This is a genomic window from uncultured Anaerococcus sp. (assembly GCF_963510575.1).
GTDB lineage: Bacteria > Bacillota > Clostridia > Tissierellales > Peptoniphilaceae > Anaerococcus.
On record NZ_CAUPFR010000133.1, the window covers coordinates 1 to 3,711 of the forward strand.

Annotated in this window: 3 protein-coding genes; all 3 read left to right on the forward strand. The window is 28.5% G+C overall.

Features of this window, described 5'->3' with window-relative positions; all coding sequences use genetic code 11:
* The first annotated feature begins 626 nt into the window (after positions 1-626).
* The 3 genes from RQ907_RS08010 to RQ907_RS08020 all read left to right on the forward strand — a co-directional run bounded on the left by RQ907_RS08010 (position 627) and on the right by RQ907_RS08020 (position 3,589).
* Positions 627-1,361, forward strand: coding sequence for an ABC transporter ATP-binding protein (locus RQ907_RS08010; RefSeq protein WP_062571983.1), 735 nt, complete (start codon positions 627-629; stop codon positions 1,359-1,361).
* A gap of 1 nt (position 1,362) precedes the next feature.
* A complete protein-coding gene (locus RQ907_RS08015) occupies positions 1,363-3,309 on the forward strand; it encodes an ABC transporter permease (protein WP_311492849.1) in 1,947 nt (648 codons plus the stop codon).
* A gap of 61 nt (positions 3,310-3,370) precedes the next feature.
* A complete protein-coding gene (locus tag RQ907_RS08020; RefSeq protein ID WP_311492850.1) occupies positions 3,371-3,589 on the forward strand; it encodes a hypothetical protein in 219 nt (72 codons plus the stop codon).
* The last annotated feature ends 122 nt before the right edge of the window (positions 3,590-3,711 follow it).

A 3,711-nucleotide genomic window follows, 5' to 3' on the forward strand; every position in this document is an offset into this window, starting at 1 on the left:
GAGCGAGCTTCATACTTTCAAGGCAGGCTTCGAGTTTTTCAACTTCAACTTCTCTATCTGGGTCATAGTCCCTACATGACTCTCTATTTTTTGTATTTGATCTCTCAACAATTATAGCCTCTACATAAAATTGAATAAAGATTTAAAATAATAATTGACAAAAATTAAATAAGGTAGTATTCTCAAGTTGAAAAATACTAATGAAAAAGTTTACAAGATAGTGGTTTAGCCGTGGATATTATGGACTTTAAATATTTGGAATATATGTACGATATTAGCGATTTTTTCATAAAAGTTCAAAAAGCAGGAGAACCTTTTGTTTTTGCCTAAATATAATGTCAGCTAAAATACTAAAACTACAAGAAATAAAGGCTAACGAAAGTAAAGTAGTTTCTAGAAAATCTAGTCAAAGCAATAGTTGCAATACTAGAAGTTCAATAAGCATTATGTGCAAATAATTATTACTGATATAAACGATAGTGTATACTATTACTTGAAAGGCTAAAAAGTTAATAGTTATTGCTTGTGATTAGCCTTGAATTACGAAAGAAACTATTAAACAATAAGACCTCCTTAAAGTGAAATATAATTTTAGGAGGTCTTTTATTACAAATGGAGATGATTATATGGATGTTATTAATGTAAAAAATCTTTTTCATTCTTTTGATGGGAAAAATTATACTTTAAAAGATATATCTTTATCATTAAAAAAAGCCGAGTCAATTGCAATTATGGGACCTTCTGGTTCAGGAAAGTCTACTCTTCTTTATTGTTTATGTGGAATGATAAGGGCTAGTAAGGGAGAGATTTTATTTTTAAACAAAGATATTAGAACACTTTCCTCGAAAAAGTTAAATGAATTGTATAGAAAAAATTTTGACTTTATATTTCAGGATATTAACTTAATTCCTGTCTTAAATGTAGAAGAAAACATTGAGCTGAAAAATAGTCTTATCAAAAAAAGACTAAATATGAAAGAATTAAAAGAAACTTTGCATCTGTTAAATTTAAGTGGTAAAGAGAAGTCTTATCCAGCAGAATTGTCTGGTGGTCAACGACAAAAAGTTGCCATAGCCAGGGCCCTTTTATTTAAACCAGACCTTATTTTTGCAGACGAACCTACAGGGGCACTGGATACCAATTCTTCTTACAATGTTTTGAAGGAAATGAAAAAGCTGAATGATATAGGTACAAGCACTATAGTTGTAACACACGACCCTAACGTAGCGATTCAAATGGACAGAGTACTATTTTTGCTTGATGGTCAGATTAGTCAAGAAATTAATAAGCCAAGCATCGAAAAGATTTTAGAAATTTTTACAGATCTTGAAGAAAACAAGAAATTAGGAGGGAAAGATTAAGATGAAAGTAAAAATTGCTATAAGGATGATTTGGAAAAATAAGCTAGTTAACTTATGGATGTTTTTATCTATGACATTAATCTCTATAACTCTAAGTTTAACATCTGCGTGGTATTTGGCTACATTAAACCCAAATAATGATTTAATTTTTTCTACATTTAATAGAAAAAAAAATAATCTTATACTTGGAGATATAGTGAATGGATCTCAACTTCAATTTTTAATGATTTTATTTTTTGGATTTTTACTTTTAATAGGGACAATTTATTTTTCGATAAAGCAGGAAGATAAAGATTGGGCTCTTTTAAAACTTAATAGTCTAAATAATAAGGAGATTATTGAAATTCTTTTATTTAGAACTTTAATTTTAAATATTATAGCTTCGGTTCTTGGAATATTTTTGTCTAGATTTTTTATAAAAGCTTATGTAAAGTTTTTCTTTTATTTTATTTTCAAGCCAGGATATGATAGTCTTTTAATGGTTAATCTAAGACCAGGATTACAATCTAGCGTAATAAGTTTATTAGCTATTTTTGTTATGGTTATTATAGCAAGTTTAACAGCAAGCATAAATGTTATAAAGACAAGACCTATAGATCTATTTATTAAATCAAACGAGATAGCAACTCTTAGCAAGAGAAATATTATTCTAAGAGCTATTATTGGTTTAATATTATTTTTCATATTTCTATATTATACTTTAATTAAGCCGGTAGAAACAGGGACTATAATAGATATTCAAGGAGTTGGAGCTTTAGCGATAGCTCTTGTTATAATTGTGGCCCCTATATTGATTCCGAAATTTTCTAGTTTAATAGCAAAAGTCTTGGTGTTAAAAAATTCGGCATTAGCTTCTTATTGTAGAGGCCGAGTTTTAATGAATACACAAAAAAATCTTTCGCTTGCCACACCCATTCTTTTAGCAGTTATAATACCTTCGATTTTTGCACTTTTTTCAGAGGCAAGTGTAGTAAGGATGAATAGAGAGTATAATGCTCAAAATAAGAAAATGGGAGAAGGGATATATGCCATTATAAATCCAACAAAAATAGATGCTTATGCTCAAGAAAAGCTATTAGAGATTAAGGGTACACAAGATTTAATAATTACAAACACTTTAAGCTATTATGATGCTGCAGAAGATGATCATTATGTAGGAGTTAATTACATCAATGATAAGAGTCTTATGGTTAATTTAGACCTCGAGGCAGGAAGTATAGATAATATATCTAAAAATAAGATTGGTGCAAGTAATGATTATGAACTTGGAGATGAAATAAAAATTACATATTATAATGGAGAAGAGAAGACATATGAGGTAGTTGCAGTTTTTGGATCCGTACCGTATCTTCTATTGCCTAAAATATATCTTGACTACAATACTAATGAATTTTTGCCAGGTCTCGACAAGATAAACAATAAGATTTACATAAATAACTTAAGTCTTGGAAAACTCGAATTGGAAAAGGAAGTTCTAAAAATTTTACCTAATGCGAGAGTTTTAAAAGGTTCAGAAGATGTAAATGAATATTTGAAAAATTTTTCTAATCATGAATTTGAAACAATAAAATTTCTTTATTTTCCTTGCATGATTTTAGCATTAGTAATTATTGCTCAAAACATAATATCTTTAATTTCTTTTAAAGAAGATGATTTTAAATTATTATTTAGAATGGGCTTTACTAGAGGGGAAATAATTCTAGAAAATTTAGTAGAAATTCTGGCTACTATTTTTTCCGCCAATATTATGATAATTATGGTAATTTCTATAATGTTGGTTAAATTTACCAAGGAATTTAGTATAAATGAAATTACTATAGGAGCAAATCTTCCAATTAAAGTGTGTCTATATTTAAATATATTTTTTATTATAATATGTATCTTTATTACTGTAATAGTTTGTTTGTTGAAGACAGAGAAAACTAGAATGGTGGATAGGCAAATTTAAAAGGCTTGAATATTATGAAAATTACAGATTTATTGCAAATAGAGGTAAAAAAGTTTGTTTTTTGGTAATTATATATACACTATATCCAGCTATGGATATAGTGGCTGCATTGCAGCTAGCTACAAGTGTAGATATGCCTATTGTAGGCAATGTATTCTCCTTTATTAGATATTTAATAATAGCTATGTTTTTTAATATTTACGCAAAGCTTGGGGCGAAAAACCTTGTTGAGGCTTATAACACTGCCATGGAGCTTGGCTATATCAAACCCATAATGTAAAAAACTAGGTCCATAAATGTGAACCTAGTTTTCTTTTTATCAGTCTTTTGAAATTATTTTATAAATGGCGTCAGAAGATTTTCTTTTTTTATCGCGAATTTTGTCGTCCTTGGCGTAACCTA